This window comes from Anaerotignum lactatifermentans, assembly GCF_014982935.1.
GTDB classification, from domain to species: domain Bacteria; phylum Bacillota; class Clostridia; order Lachnospirales; family Anaerotignaceae; genus Anaerotignum; species Anaerotignum lactatifermentans.
In genome coordinates, this window is record NZ_JADCKK010000009.1 from 20,755 (window position 1) to 33,973 (window position 13,219).

17 protein-coding genes are annotated in these 13,219 nt (G+C 45.7%); 4 read left to right on the forward strand and 13 right to left on the reverse strand.

All coding sequences use genetic code 11. The features are described 5' to 3' along the window. Nucleotides 1–92: 92 nt before the first annotated feature. The 6 genes from INF29_RS03785 to INF29_RS03810 form a co-directional block, all read right to left on the reverse strand. Nucleotides 93–815 (reverse strand): pseudouridine synthase, encoded by a 723-nt coding sequence (locus INF29_RS03785; RefSeq protein ID WP_087988961.1) that lies wholly within the window; start codon nucleotides 813–815, stop codon nucleotides 93–95. 65 nt (nucleotides 816–880) lie between these two features. Then, nucleotides 881–2,047: a D-alanyl-D-alanine carboxypeptidase family protein gene (locus tag INF29_RS03790; protein ID WP_193484756.1), complete on the reverse strand. Its 1,167-nt coding sequence runs from the start codon at nucleotides 2,045–2,047 to the stop codon at nucleotides 881–883. Nucleotides 2,048–2,318: 271 nt separating this feature from the next. Continuing rightward, a complete protein-coding gene (locus INF29_RS03795) occupies nucleotides 2,319–2,474 on the reverse strand; it encodes a hypothetical protein (RefSeq protein WP_193484759.1) in 156 nt (51 codons plus the stop codon). Between the two features lie 113 nt (nucleotides 2,475–2,587). Further along, nucleotides 2,588–3,145 (reverse strand): SMC-Scp complex subunit ScpB, encoded by a 558-nt coding sequence (gene scpB, locus INF29_RS03800; RefSeq protein WP_193484762.1) that lies wholly within the window; start codon nucleotides 3,143–3,145, stop codon nucleotides 2,588–2,590. After that, the gene (locus INF29_RS03805) at nucleotides 3,142–3,906 is read right to left on the reverse strand and encodes a segregation and condensation protein A (RefSeq protein ID WP_147569710.1); all 765 of its coding nucleotides are present in this window, start codon (nucleotides 3,904–3,906) and stop codon (nucleotides 3,142–3,144) included. The genes scpB and INF29_RS03805 overlap by 4 nt, the downstream gene beginning before the upstream one ends. Nucleotides 3,907–3,918: 12 nt before the next feature. Next, nucleotides 3,919–4,533, reverse strand: coding sequence for a site-2 protease family protein (locus INF29_RS03810; RefSeq protein WP_072850694.1), 615 nt, complete (start codon nucleotides 4,531–4,533; stop codon nucleotides 3,919–3,921). A gap of 188 nt (nucleotides 4,534–4,721) precedes the next feature. Between INF29_RS03810 and INF29_RS03815 the strand changes: the two genes are divergently transcribed. Genes INF29_RS03815 through INF29_RS03825 form a run of 3 tightly spaced genes read left to right on the forward strand, consistent with a single transcriptional unit; the run spans nucleotide 4,722 to nucleotide 5,796 of the window. Further along, entirely contained in the window at nucleotides 4,722–4,928 is a 207-nt protein-coding gene (locus INF29_RS03815) for a helix-turn-helix transcriptional regulator (RefSeq protein WP_054329906.1), read from the forward strand. Next, nucleotides 4,925–5,359: a hypothetical protein gene (locus INF29_RS03820; RefSeq protein WP_191344880.1), complete on the forward strand. Its 435-nt coding sequence runs from the start codon at nucleotides 4,925–4,927 to the stop codon at nucleotides 5,357–5,359. The genes INF29_RS03815 and INF29_RS03820 overlap by 4 nt, the downstream gene beginning before the upstream one ends. A 14-nt stretch (nucleotides 5,360–5,373) precedes the next feature. Next, nucleotides 5,374–5,796, forward strand: coding sequence for a hypothetical protein (locus INF29_RS03825; RefSeq protein ID WP_087988967.1), 423 nt, complete (start codon nucleotides 5,374–5,376; stop codon nucleotides 5,794–5,796). A gap of 56 nt (nucleotides 5,797–5,852) precedes the next feature. On the opposite strand, the gene INF29_RS03830 is transcribed toward INF29_RS03825, so the two are convergent. The 3 genes from INF29_RS03830 to rbr all read right to left on the reverse strand — a co-directional run bounded on the left by INF29_RS03830 (nucleotide 5,853) and on the right by rbr (nucleotide 8,354). Beyond that, nucleotides 5,853–7,028, reverse strand: a complete 1,176-nt coding sequence (locus INF29_RS03830; protein ID WP_087988968.1) for a D-alanyl-D-alanine carboxypeptidase family protein — start codon at nucleotides 7,026–7,028, stop codon at nucleotides 5,853–5,855. 65 nt (nucleotides 7,029–7,093) lie between these two features. Continuing rightward, entirely contained in the window at nucleotides 7,094–7,783 is a 690-nt protein-coding gene (gene sfsA / locus INF29_RS03835; protein WP_193484765.1) for a DNA/RNA nuclease SfsA, read from the reverse strand. Between the two features lie 37 nt (nucleotides 7,784–7,820). Then, nucleotides 7,821–8,354, reverse strand: coding sequence for a rubrerythrin (rbr, locus tag INF29_RS03840; protein ID WP_072850722.1), 534 nt, complete (start codon nucleotides 8,352–8,354; stop codon nucleotides 7,821–7,823). 161 nt (nucleotides 8,355–8,515) lie between these two features. Here rbr and INF29_RS03845 point away from each other — a divergent pair, with 161 nt between their 5' ends. Next, the gene (locus tag INF29_RS03845) at nucleotides 8,516–9,046 is read left to right on the forward strand and encodes an ECF transporter S component (RefSeq protein ID WP_191344885.1); all 531 of its coding nucleotides are present in this window, start codon (nucleotides 8,516–8,518) and stop codon (nucleotides 9,044–9,046) included. Nucleotides 9,047–9,086: 40 nt separating this feature from the next. On the opposite strand, the gene hydF is transcribed toward INF29_RS03845, so the two are convergent. From hydF to INF29_RS03865, 4 genes are read right to left on the reverse strand one after another with little or no spacing between them, the layout of a single operon-like run. Beyond that, nucleotides 9,087–10,283: a [FeFe] hydrogenase H-cluster maturation GTPase HydF gene (gene hydF / locus INF29_RS03850; RefSeq protein ID WP_193484767.1), complete on the reverse strand. Its 1,197-nt coding sequence runs from the start codon at nucleotides 10,281–10,283 to the stop codon at nucleotides 9,087–9,089. Nucleotides 10,284–10,298: 15 nt separating this feature from the next. Further along, the gene (gene hydG, locus INF29_RS03855; protein ID WP_193484770.1) at nucleotides 10,299–11,717 is read right to left on the reverse strand and encodes a [FeFe] hydrogenase H-cluster radical SAM maturase HydG; all 1,419 of its coding nucleotides are present in this window, start codon (nucleotides 11,715–11,717) and stop codon (nucleotides 10,299–10,301) included. A 42-nt stretch (nucleotides 11,718–11,759) separates the two neighbouring features. Next, nucleotides 11,760–12,821, reverse strand: a complete 1,062-nt coding sequence (hydE, locus tag INF29_RS03860; protein ID WP_193484773.1) for a [FeFe] hydrogenase H-cluster radical SAM maturase HydE — start codon at nucleotides 12,819–12,821, stop codon at nucleotides 11,760–11,762. After that, a complete protein-coding gene (locus INF29_RS03865) occupies nucleotides 12,818–13,084 on the reverse strand; it encodes a TM1266 family iron-only hydrogenase system putative regulator (RefSeq protein ID WP_072850641.1) in 267 nt (88 codons plus the stop codon). Before INF29_RS03865 ends, hydE begins: the two co-directional genes overlap by 4 nt. Nucleotides 13,085–13,219: the final 135 nt, after the last annotated feature.

The window sequence follows — 13,219 nt, forward strand, 5'->3', positions numbered from 1 at the left end:
AGCATAAAGCCAAGAATCCCTATGATTTCAAAATAAAAAACAAATCCTGATAAAAATAGCCCCGGTCATTTTCCAAAACCGAGGCTGTTTACTTACAGTTTTTTCAAATATTTGATTTCTCTTTCTGTCAGATAGCGATATTTGCCTTTAGGCAGATCACCCAGTGTCAGCTCCCCTGTTGCCACACGTTTCAGCTGTGCAACGGGATGTTTGATGGCTTCGCACATTTTTCTGACCTGACGGTTTTTGCCTTCGTGGATGATAATTTCCGCTGTGCAGAACCGCATATCTTTTTCCTTTTCCAGAATCTGAATTTTTGCGGGTCTGGTCTTTCTGCCGTCGATGACAACACCTCTGCGGAATTTCTGCAAAGCCCCTTCATCAGGCACACCATAAAGCTTTGCAATATATGTTTTATCTACATCGTGTTTAGGATGTGTCAGCTTATAAGTCAGATCGCCGTCGTTTGTCAAAAGCAGCAGACCAGATGTATCATAGTCCAGTCGTCCTACAGGGAAGATACGTTCCTTTACGCCCTGCACTAAGTCCAGCACCGCCGGACGTCCAAACTGTTCTTTCGCTGTTGTCACATAGCCTTCCGGCTTATGGAGCATGATATATACTTTCTTTGTTTCCTGCGCTTTTACAGGCTTATTATCAAATAATACTTTATCTTTTGCCGGGTCGATTTTGACGCCCAGTTCCCGTACCACCTGTCCGTTTACCTGCACACGACCTGCGGCAATGAGTTCTTCTGATTTTCTGCGGGAAGCAATGCCAGCTTCCGCCAAAAATTTCTGCAATCTTTCTTCCATGGCTTCTCCTCCGTCCTTTTCGTCCCATCAGTATACAGGAGAAAGAGCGGAAAGTCAAAGAAAAATCACATTTCCGGCAAAAATTCTATCCAGTCAAACCAAACAGAAAGCAATCTGCGGTACTGCTGTGAAAGTGTATAGGCTGGTGCCTCTGATTGTGCTGTCAATGGAATTTCCACAATGGTTTCTCCATCCAATTTCAAAGTAGCTGTCCCAATCTGTTCTCCCTGTTCTATGGGTGCTTCCAATGTTTCTGGCAATTCCGCCTGCCACTGCAAACGGGAAACCTCATCTTCTGAAAACACCCCACTGTATCCTTCCGCAAGACCTGCCGTGATTTCCTTCACCGGAGAGCGGGTCACCGCAATCTCTCCCATATTTTCTCCAGCTTGTGCGATTTCCTGTTTCTCATAGGTAGCAAAGCCATAATCCATGAGTTTTTTTGTATCTGTCCACTTGGCTTCCTTGCCTGTATTACCCCATCCACTTGCCAATACCACACTGACAAGAATCATATCCTCCTGCTCTGCCGCCCCTACAAAACAATGCCCGGCTTTATTGGTATAGCCCGTTTTCACCCCAAGAGCACCAGCATACATCTGCAAAAAGCGGTCTGTATTCACTGCCGTATGTACGTTCTTGCCGGAAACATCCGCAAAGGTATGACTGGGCAACACAGCAATTTCTCGAAACACAGGATTTTGCAGGGCGTAAGCAGTGATGATTCCCATATCCAAAGGTGTGGAATGGTGCTGTTCTCTGGTTAAATGGCTATCCAGACCATTGGGTGAGCCAAAAACCGTATCCGTTGCTCCAATGGACGCCGCTTTTGCCGTCATTTCCATACAAAAGGCTTCCACAGAACCGCTGACATGCTCCGCCAATGCCACCGCCGCATCGTTATAAGATTTCAGCATCATGGCACGCAGCAAATCCCCCACATACCACTGTTCTCCTTCTTTCAATCCCATTTGCACATCCGGCTGTTTAGCGGCATTTGCGCTGATGGTCACCACTTCTTTTGGGTCTGCTTTTTCCAATACCAGTATGGCAGTCATAATTTTTGTGGTGCTTGCCATTTCCATAGGACTTTCTGCATTTTTTCCCCACAATAGCCGTCCTGTTTCTCCGTCAATGAGCGCCGCTCCCTGTGCTGCCACATTTGGCTCTGCCGCCAATACTGTTTGCCCACACAACAGCAGCACCACACAAAAACTCAAAAATTTTTTCATGTGTACCCCTCCCCCATCATTGTATGCTTTTTGGGAAAAGGGTATCCATAGAAAAAGGAACCTTGCAAAAGCAACTTCCCCTTAAGAAAACATTGTTTTTTCTTTTCCCTGATTTCTTAAGGGGAATTGCGACGGCTGTCTTCATAAGAAAACATAACAAAAAATCTTAATAAAAAATAAGAAAACTAAAATCCTTTGTTATGATAAAGATTTTAGTTTTCTTTGTTTTCTTATGAAGATGCCCCTAAAATCAGGCTCCTTTTGTTTTTCGTTACTGTTTTTCATTTTTACACATGCCATAAATCACAATGATTGCCCCAAAAATGCCAATAAAATCTGTATACAGCACATCCTCCAGCATACAACGAATCAAAAAAGTAACCAACAATAACGTAATTCCAAATAACATCCATTTGATACTTTTCATCTTTTCTTCCCCCTTTTTTGTATAGAAAACTATGCCTCCTACCTTCAGATTAGCAAATACTTCCTGCTTTTACAATCAAAAAACCGACAGATTCCTCTCTGTCGGTTCTCTTTTTAATTTTCCGTTTGTTCTTCTGTTTCTTCCTGCTCTGCCAGCCCGGTGTCATCTTCCAGCGGCGGCAGTTCTGATACAGACTTAAAGCCAAAATACCGCAGGAAGTCCTCTGTGGTGCCAAAGAGGATGGGTTTGCCCGGCGCATCCAATCTCCCCACCTCGCAGACCAGCTTTTTTTCCACCAGCTTGCTGACCGCATGTTCCGCACTAACGCCGCGAATTTCCTCAATCTGCCCTTTGGTAATGGGCTGTTTATAGGCAATGATCGCCAGCGTTTCCAACAAAGACTGTGTCAATCCCTGCCGCTGGGGGCTTTTATACATGCTGCGGATATAGGTGAAACATTCCGCCGCTGTACACATCTGGTAAGAGCCGTTGATTTCTACAATGCGGATGCCTCGCTGTTCCGCCTCGTATTTATCTGCCAAAGACTGCACAATGGCTCTGGCAGTGGCTTTATCCATTTCAATTGTCTGGGCAATGGCTGTCAGGGGCACCGCTTCTCCCGAAATAAACAGGAGGGATTCCACCACAGCTTCCAACTGTGCCAATCTCATACTGCATCCCTTTCCTCATAACTGCGGATGTAAATTTCCGAAAATGTTCCCTGCTGGGTAATCTGCACTTCTTTCCGTTTGATCAGTTCCAGCAATGCCAAAAATGTTACGACTTTTTCCATTTTTCTGGATTTTCTGCGGAATATGCCGAAAAACGTAATCTGTGGCTGCAAAATCAGCAAGTCCCGAATATAGTCCATTTTATCCTGAATGGTGAACAAATCCCGTTCCACCGCACGGAAAGAGCTGCGGACATGGTCAACCTTAGACTCCTTTCGCTGCATGACTTCCTGAAAAGCCAGATACAAATCCTCCATGGTCACACCCATGAGAAAGTCTTCCAAGGGCTGATCTTCTTCCCGGCGCAGTTTGGCAATTGCCTTATCCGCAGGCTTATACAGCAGTCTGGCAGCTTCTTCCGCCCTTGCCTTCCATTCTGCCGTTACGCCCTTGATCTTCTTATATTCCAGCAGACGTTCCACCAGTTCCGCACGGGGGTCTGGTCCTTCTTCCTCTGCTTCTTTCTTAGGTTTCGGCAACAACAGCTTGCTTTTGATTTCCAAAAGAGTTGCCGCCATCACCAAAAATTCACTCATGCCATCCATGTTGCGGTCCTCTGCCGCATCCAGATAGGCAAGATACTGGTCTGTCAAAGAAGCAATGGGAATATCATAAATATCAATTTCATTTTTCTCAATCAGATGATACAAAAGGTCCATAGGACCTTCAAAGGCATCCAGCCGTATGGTCACTTGCTCCATAGCTTCACTTCCTTACAGAATAAAGAACAGATGCCCCAAAAACTGAATGACACCATAAGTGATGTTTCCGAAAATGTTTCCGAAGAAGCCCAAAAACAGCAGGAACAGGAAAATCATCTGAATCATTTTTTCATACTGCAAATAGCTGAAATATTTATTTGCGGGCAATACCACAGAAAGCACCTTCACGCAGTCCATGGGAGATACGGGCAGAATGTTGTATACCGCAATACCTACATTGTAAAAGCAAAGATAATTCAGGATATTTGCCACGTGATGATTGACATTGCCGCCAAAATTCACATATACGCCCAAAAATACCATACCCAGCAGCAGATTCACCACAGAAGGCAAAATAGCTACCAGCAGGGTGTCCCGCTTTCTGTTTTTGTAGTACAGCCCACTGGTTTCCACAGGTTTCCCCCAGCCGAAGCCGCCTGTGTAAAACAGCAGCAAAAACCCGATAGGTTCAAAATGTTTCAAAGGATTCAGTGTCAGTCTTCCCTGACTTTTGGGTAAGTTGTCCCCCATGGCGGAAGATGCCAACGCTCTGACAAATTCATGCATGGTAGTGGCCACCAACAGCCCCGGAATGCTCCAAAGAAATGCCAATAAATAGTTATTCATGTATTCAATTCCTTTCTGTATCGGATTCCTTCCCTATGGTATGATACCAGACTTTCCGCGGCAAGTCAAATCAGGGTTTGCCCGTTTTTTGCAAAAAATCCCCATTGTTTTTTGCAAAGCTCGCTTGACATTTTTTGCAAAGTAAACTATACTAAAATTGCAAAGCAAACTTTGCAAAGGAGGTACCTATGAAAACACGCATCCAAGAGCTGAGAAAACAGCGCAAATTATCACAGGAGGAACTGGCAAACCACGTAGGCGTTACGCGCCAGACTATCACTTCTCTGGAAGTGGGAAAATACACCGCCTCTCTCCTCCTTGCCCATAAAATCGCCAAGTTTTTTGGCATGACCATTGAAGAAGTCTTTTTGTTCGAGGAGGAGGATGAATCATGAAATTTGAAAAGAAACTCAAAATACAGCTTACCTGCGGCTTTCTCTGGATTTGTTTAGGCATATTGGCTTGCGTAGCTGCTTTTAGCGGTAAAGTTTCTTCCGGTTATCCCCTCACCTACTGTGCAGGCACCGGCGGCGGACTCATTGCCATTGGCTTTATCCATATTATCAAGTCCATCCGGCTTCTAAAAAATGAATCCCTGCGGAAAAAAGAAGAAATCCGCATCTATGACGAACGAAATATTTTCATTCAAAAGCAGATTTACAGCCTGCATAGTCTGTTTTCATTGGTTCTGCTTTATGTGGCAACCCTTTGGGCTGCTTTGCAAAAACCAGAACTTTTGATTCCTTTCCTTCTGCTGATGCTGGCAGATGTGGCACTGCTGTTTTTGGCAGCCATTTACTGCAACATTCGCAATTCCTGTGAGTAAAGGAGGTCATTTCCATGAAAAATAAAAAATTTGAACAAACCGTGAAACAGAATCTTATTGCTTCTGGCGTAATGTTTGTAATCTTTTCTGCTGTTTATATCCTTGCAAAAATGGGTGTCCTCAATGATTCCCCTTTTTCTTCTCTGGGCATTTCCGGCGCCATCTGTTGTATTGTCACATTTATCCGCAATAAAACACTCTTTCACAACAAGGAAAAATGGGCAAAAGCCGAAGTTGCCGTTATGGATGAACGAAATATCTTCATCGAAAAACAGGCATACAGCGCTTATACCATGCTTTCTCTTGTTTGCCTATTTGCTGCCATTCTTGTCTGCGGCATTATAGCACCTCAAATTGCAGAAATCCTCATCTGGGTACTGGCTGGGAACGCTGTGATTATCGTAGGATGTATCTTCTACTATTCTAAAAAATACTAATTCCATCATCAGAAAAAGGCTTTGAAGTCCTGCACTCCAAAGCCTTTCTTTTTACCTTAACACCACCCTGCCAACATCCGCCGCAGCATGGTATCCACATTTGCCTTTTCTACATTTTCTCCTGCGGTCAGTTCCACTCGCCCTACTTCTTCTCCATCACGAAGATATACCAGTTCACCAACCTTTGTACCTGCTTCCACAGGTGCGGAAACCGCCGGTAAAAGTTCTGTTTTGGTTTCCCATTGGGCTTCTTTTCCTTTTGGCACCAATACGGAAATTTCTTCCGCTACTACCGCTTCCACCGTATCCGTCATGCCTTTCTCCACTGGCACTTCTCCCATGGCATAGCCTTTTTCTCGCCCTTTTTCAATAGCGTAATTGGCAAAACCATAGTCCAAAAGCTGCATCACTTCCCGGAAACGGACTTTATAATCCGGTGCAGCCATAACAACAGCAATGAGCCCCATGCCGTCCCGTTCTGCTGTTCCTGACAGACAGTACAGCGCATTGCCTGTGGAGCCAGTTTTCAGTCCCGTTGCACCATCATACCACTGAATCAGTTTGTTGGTATTGGTCAAACCAAAGGTTTCTTCCCCGCGCCTTGTTTTATGTACGATGCTATCCTGCCATGTGGTGGTATATTCCTTGATTTCCGGGAAATTTTCCATCAATTCCCGGCTCATGAGTGCGATGTCGTAGGCGCTGGACACATGCCCTTCTGTATCCAACCCGCAGGCATTGACAAAGTTCGTATCCTCCATGCCCAATTCCTTTGCCCGTTCATTCATTTTCTGGACAAAGGCTTCCTCGCTGCCTGCCAGAAATTCCGCCATGGCAACAGCCGCATCGTTGGCAGAAGCAATGGCAATGGATTTTGTCATGTCTGCCGCTGTCTGGGTTTCCCCTTCTTCCAGAAATACCTGAGAACCGCCCATGGATGCCGCATGCTCACTGACCTGTACCGTGTCTGTCCAGTCAAACTTTCCATCTCGTTCTCCTTCATAAATGAGCAGCAGTGTCATAACTTTCGTAACACTGGCAGGTGGCAGAGCTTCATGGCTATTCTGTTCATACAAAATGGTGCCCGTATCTTCTTCCATGAGCAGGGCGCTTTTGGAAGTCAGCCCAAGGTCTGTCAGGTTTTCATACTGCTTTTCTGCCGCCAATGCAGGCAAACAGCAGCCAACACTAAAAAGCAGCGTGAGGACTGCTGTCAAAACTCTATGCCTCATGTATTTTTCCCTCCATATTCGTCATTACTAAACTTTATGTCCGAATCCTTCGGGATATGTCTGTTTTACAATTCCACAGGCACAGGCGCATCTAAGCAAAATCCTGTTTCCCATACCTTGCAGTCATAAGCCAATACTTTTACGCCTGCCCTCGCTGCCTTTCGCAGTGCTTCCGCAAATTTTGGGTCACGAGCTTCATGGGGACAGAAAACGGAAACGCCTTTCATCTGCACCAGAAACAGCACCGCACTCTCGTAGCCTTTTTCCACCGCTCCTGCCAGTTCCAGCAAATGTTTTGCGCCTCTCTCTGTGGGAGCGTCTGGAAACATGGCAACACCATCATCCTCCAGTGTCACCCCTTTCACTTCCAGAAAGCCTTTCCGCTCTCCCGCTTCATAATACACGTCGAAACGGGAACCACCGAATTTCACTTCCCGTTTTACAAAGGTCACTTCGCCAATTTCTCGTATCTTTCCTTCTGCTAAAGCCTCTGCTGCCACCGCATTGGGTGCCTGTGAATCCATATTCACCAGCATATCCCCTTTGTAGACAGCAATAAGGGAATGTTTTGTTTTCCGGTTTGCATTGCCGCTTTCCTCCAGAAATACCCTTGCCCCTTCCTGCAACAATTCCCGGCATCTCCCTGTATTTTTCACATGCACCAGTTCTCTTTTTCCATCCAGTTCCACTTCCGCCAGAAAACGATTGGGGCGTTTGTAAAATACAGCTTCTCTGATTTGATTCTGATATTCCATTTGGTTCCTCTTTTCTATGTAATGAGAGGTTTCCCTCTCAATAATTGGTCGCTTTCCGCTCAAAATATGCTTTGGGATGTTTGCAGACAGGACAGGCTTCCGGCGGCACTTCCCCAACATGGACGTGTCCGCAGTTGCGGCATACCCATACTGTCTTGGCGTTATCCTTGAACACCTGATCATTTTTGATTCTTTCCAGCAGCATAGCGTATCTTGCCTCATGCTCTTTTTCCACAGACGCCAGATTCTGGAAAAACATAGCGATTTCCGGATAGCCTTCATCTTTGGCGATGGTGCTCATGTCCTGATAAATGGAAGTCCATTCCTCATGTTCCCCCGCAACGCCTGCGGTCAGATTGGCTTCTGTGGTGCCAATGCCGTTTAAGAAACGGAAAATCTGTTTGGCATGCTGCCGTTCATTATCTGCTGTTTCCTTAAAAATGGCGCCGATCTGTTCATAGCCTTCTTTTTTCGCCTGACTGCTGTAAAAATCGTATTTATTGGCAGCCATGGATTCCCCCGCGAATGCGGCAAGCAGATTTTGTTCTGTTCTTGTACCACTCAAGTTCATACCGTAAAAACTCCTTTCTGTCAAGTCCTTCTTTCTCAGTTTGTCCCCATTTTTCCAAAACATACATTTTCCCACATGGTTTTGAAAAAAAGCTGTTTTCTTGCAAAACAGTGTGATATGATAAAAATCGAAATTTTAACAGAAACAATCAGGAGGTTTTTATGAAGCAATCTACAAAACAACTGACCGTCAGTGCTCTGCTGTTTGCGCTGGGACTGGTACTGCCCTTTTTGACAGGACAGGTTCCGCAGATTGGCAACATGCTGCTGCCCATGCACTTTCCAGTTTTTCTCTGTGCATTTCTTTGCGGATGGCAATATGCGCTGTTTTTAGGCTTTCTGCTGCCCATTTGCCGCAGCATGATTTTCGGCATGCCCCATATGTTCCCTGTTGCCATTGCCATGGCATTTGAACTGGCAGCCTATGGACTCATTGCAGGGCTGATTTATGGACGTTCCAAACAAAAATCCACAGCTTCTCTGTACATCGCCCTGATTTCCGCCATGATTCTTGGACGCGTGGTATGGGGCATTGTAGAAGTTCTGCTGCTTGGCATTGGCGAAAACGCCTTCACTTGGCAGATGTTCCTTTCCGGTGCCTTACTGGAAGCTATCCCCGGTATCATACTGCAATTGATCCTGATTCCCGGTATTCTGGTGGCATTGCGCCGCAGCGGACATTTTCCGCTTTGAACATACAAAAAGACCATAGGAACCTATGGTCTTTTTTATATTAAATCAATGTATACAGCTTCGGAAAAATTTCGATACTCCGTTTCAAAATGCCTGTCATATATGCAATGGCAATGCCATAATTGGTAAAGGGAATCCCTGCGTCAGCGGCACATTTCTGGCGATACGCCACTTCCCGCTCATTGAGCATGCATCCGCCGCAATGAATCACCAAACGGTATGGCGATAAATCCTCAGGGAAATCCTTACCGGAAGTATGCACCAATTCCAGCTCTTTTCCTGTATGCTGCCGCAGCCAACGAGGAATCTTCACAGTTCCGATGTCTTCACATTGTCTGTGATGGGTGCAGCCCTCACAAATCAGGACTTTATCCCCATCCTGCAATGTTTCTATGGCTGCCACACCCTGCACGGCGCCTTCCAGAAATCCTTTGTACCTCGCCATGAGAATGGAAAAGGATGTCAGAGGAATATCTAACGGCGTATCTTTGCTGACTTGTGCAAATGCCTGACTGTCCGTAATGACCATAGCCGGCTTTTTCGCCAGACTTTCCAATGTGGTTTTCAGTGTATTTTCTTTCGTTACCACAGGAATGGCATCCGCTTCCAGCAAATCCCGAATGGTCTGCTGTTGAGGCAGAATGAGCCGTCCTTTGGGGGCAGAGCTGTCGATAGGAGTCACCAGTACCACCAAATCTTCTGCCTTTACCAAGTCTTTTACCAGCATTCGTTCCTTCTGGTTTTCTTTTCCCAATGCGGCAATGCGTTCTTTCAATTCTTCAATGCCTGTTTTCTGAAGGGCACTGACTGCCACTTCATTTTTTCCCGATAAAATGGGCAGTTGCAGGTCACTTTTGTTATAAGCAACGAGGAAAGGAATCTGCTTTTCCTGAAATAAGTCCAAAAGTTCTTCATCGGCTTTCGTTTTCCCTGCCACACTATCTACCACCAGAACAGCACAGTCAATGCGATTGAGAATCTGCTTTGTCCGTTTCACACGCTGCTCTCCCAGTCCACCTTCGTCATCAATACCAGGGGTATCAATGATGAGAACAGGACCAAGGGGCAGCAGTTCCATGGCTTTTGTCACAGGGTCTGTGGTGGTGCCTTTCACTGGTGAAACCACTGCCATTTCCTGATTGGTTACCGCGTTGACTAAGCTGGATTTGCCTGCGTTGCGGCAGCCAAAAAAACCGATTTGCACCCGTTCTGAAGATGGTGTATCCTGTAAACCCATAAAAACCTCCTGCCTTTAGAATCGGAAATCCCGATTTCCTTTTTCGATTTCCTGCAAATGATGCACAGTAATTTCTCTGACTTTTTCTTTGGGAATATTCCCCAGTTCTTTCTGAATCAAGGCTTCCCCGATTTTCTTTGTATCTGGTGAAGCATAATCCTCCAGATATTCTTTCAGGGTCATAAGGGCGTTGGGATGGCAGCAGTTCTGAATCTGCCCGCTCTTACACAGACTCATGAAGCGGTCACCGGTACGACCTTCCCGATAGCATGCGGTACAGAAACTGGGAATATAGCCCAAATCCATAAGCCAATGTACCACTTCGTCCAATGTACGTTTATCACTCACATCAAACTGTTCGGAATTTTCATCCTCCGGTTCTTCTTCACAATAACCGCCTACGCTGGTACGAGAGCCGCCGCTGATCTGAGAAACGCCCAGATGCAGTGCCCGTTCCCGGACTTCCTTGCTTTCTCTTGTGGAAATGATCATGCCTGTGTAAGGCACCGCAATGCGGATACATGCAATGATTTTTGCAAAAATTTCATCATCAATGCCATTGTCAAAAGCATCGGGGTCGATATCGTCAGCACGTTTCACACGAGGCACACTGATGGTATGAGGACCCACACCATGTACGGCTTCCAGATGTTCCGCGTGCATCAAAAGTCCCGCAAATTCATAAGCATACCGTTCCAGACCGAACAATACCCCCAGACCTACATCGTCAATGCCGCCCTCCATGGCTCTGTCCATGGCTTCAGTGTGATAAGCGTAGTTATGTTTCGGACCTGTGGGATGAAGCTGTTCATAGCTTTCTTTATGATAAGTTTCCTGGAACAAGATGTATGTACCGATGCCTGCTTCTTTCAGCATCCGATATTCTTCCACAGTAGTTGCCGCAATGTTCACATTCACACGACGGATAGCACCATTTTTATGCTGAATGGAATAAATAGTCTTGATACATTCCAGAATGTATTCAATGGGGTTGTTAACTGGGTCTTCCCCTGCTTCCAGCGCCAAACGTTTATGCCCCATATCCTGCAAAGCCATGACTTCTTTGACAATTTCTTCTTGTGTCAGTTTTTTCCGGGCAATATGTTTGTTTTTGGCATGATAAGGGCAGTACACACAGCCATTGATACAGTAATTAGACAAATACAAAGGCGCAAACATGACAATACGATTGCCATAAAAATCTTTTTTCAACTGTTCTGCCAAAGTGTAAATCTGCTGGATTTTATCGGGCATTTCACATGCCAGCAGTACAGAAGCTTCTCTGTGGGTAAGACCTTTGCGCAGTTTTGCCTTTTCCAAAATTGTGTCGATGAGTTTTTCATTGTTCTTGTTTTCCTGGGCATAAGCCAAAGTGTCCAGAATTTCTTCGTGGGAGATAAATTCCTCCGCTTTCATTGATTTGGGATCATACATATTCTTTTCTTCCTTTCTTCTAGGTCAGATTTCTCTTTCCTGTCAGTGATTTTGTTTTTTTAACATAGGGCTGTCACCTCTGGCGATGGCAACAGTATAGCCCATATCCGCCAGTTCTTTTTTCAGCCATTCAATCTGCTCTGCCGCTTCCGTCCCCATGATACGCTTGTTGTCATAAAGGGTATACTTTTTCCTGGCTTCCATGGGGGAAAGGTTTGGCATAATGACATTTGCACCACAGACAATGCCCCATTCCTTTCCCGGCGGCAAAAGCGTCCGCAATGCCGTTGTAGAGGGCAGCAGCACCTTCGGCAAAAGCAGACGTATGACAGCAAGCAAAAACAACGTCAGCTCTCCCGAACCGTTTTCATATTGGGCAAAAGGCGTATCTTTCTGAGAAAGAAAAGGACCAATGCCTACCATATGGGGTTGAAATTCCTTCAAAAACCGAAGGTCTTTCACCAGATACTCCAATGTCTGATGGGGCGAGCCCACCATAAAGCCACATCCCACCTGATAGCCAATTTCCTTCAAATCCCGCAAGCACCGCATACGGTTTGCAAAATCCATATCAGATGGATGGAGCATAGCATAATGGGATGCTGTTGCTGTTTCATGGCGCAGCAGATACCGATTGGTACCAGCGGCAAAAAGCTTTTCATAGCTTTCCCGACTGCGTTCCCCTACGGAAAGGGTGATGGCGCAGTCGGGATGATTTTTTCGGATGGCAGATACCAAATGGCACAGACGTTCATCGTCATACCACATATCCTCGCCGCCTTGGAGCACAAATGTGCGAAATCCCAAGGCATAACCAGCCTGGCACGCCTCCAGAATTTCTTCTTCCGTCAGGCGGTATCTCTCCGCCTTTCGGTTGCTTTTGCGGATACCGCAATAATAGCAATCATTTTTGCAGATGTTGGAAATTTCCAGCAATCCGCGGATATAGATTTCTTTGCCAAAAACCTCCTGACAAAGTTTTTGGGCTTCTTCCTGCACAAAAGACGCCACTTCCTGCCGATGTTCCAGAAGATAGAGCAGTTCTTCTTCCGAAAGATCGTGTTCCGTGACCAGTTTTTCGGCTAAATTTGCCGCAAAACTCATGCCTTCACGCCAGAATATACAGTCTTGGACTGGATGCCGGGCAGGTTGCCGATTTTGCCGGACAAAGCGGAAATCACATCCTGAGGAGCATCAATGGCAATACTGATAATGTTCACTTTTTTCTCACGATAGGGAATGCCCATTCTGCCGATGATGTATTCCCGGTATTCGTGGAGTGTTTCGTTGAGCACATCTACAGACGCTTCCTGTTCCACAACGATGCCAATGACCGCAATTCTGCTTTCTTCATTTTTTGTTTCCATATTTCCATACCTCCTATTGGTTTGATAAAAGAAAAACCGTACCACGAAAGGTACGGGAAAAAGGGCATAGCTGCCCTGTATTTCCATACTGTACCTTCCGCCGCAAATTTCTTTTTGGTGTCAGGAACCCATGGG